The organism is Bartonella queenslandensis AUST/NH15 (assembly GCF_000312585.1).
Taxonomy (GTDB): Bacteria; Pseudomonadota; Alphaproteobacteria; order Rhizobiales; family Rhizobiaceae; genus Bartonella; species Bartonella queenslandensis_A.
Genome location: NZ_HE998136.1, coordinates 1 through 422, shown reverse-complemented (window position 1 = coordinate 422; position 422 = coordinate 1). Strand labels below are relative to the sequence as shown.

Here is a 422-nt window from a genome sequence, read left to right as displayed (position 1 = left end):
TTCGCGTAAAACAACACCATTATACATGCCAAGAGAACCATCAAAGATTGGGTTCTTCTTACGGGAGGTTGCATAAACCGCTTTCTGAATATCTAACCATTCACCTTCTGCTGTGTTGGTTCGCAATTGCTTGACTTGTGTGGGGTGCAAATACATCACATAAACCTCATCACCATCTATAGTGACGGGAGTAATATAAGGATCAGCAAGTTTAGCCTTCAAAACAGCCTCATCAATCAATTTAAGGCTAAAGCTATGTTTGGCTTTATCATTGAGATCTTCATCCTTAGTTTTAACATCTGGACGGATAATACGTTCCTTACTTGGCTCCATAATTGGATTAAAGCCATAATGAACCGGACGAATATAGAGATCGCGACCATTAACCGTTATCGTGGGCGCTGTATAGCCGCATACTTGAA

At 40.8% G+C, this 422-nt stretch carries 1 protein-coding gene; it reads right to left on the bottom strand.

Going from position 1 to position 422, the window contains the following annotated elements; all coding sequences use genetic code 11:
• The coding region (locus BN338_RS09645) for a phage capsid family protein (RefSeq protein WP_039761758.1) at positions 1-422 on the bottom strand (422 nt) is incomplete at both ends.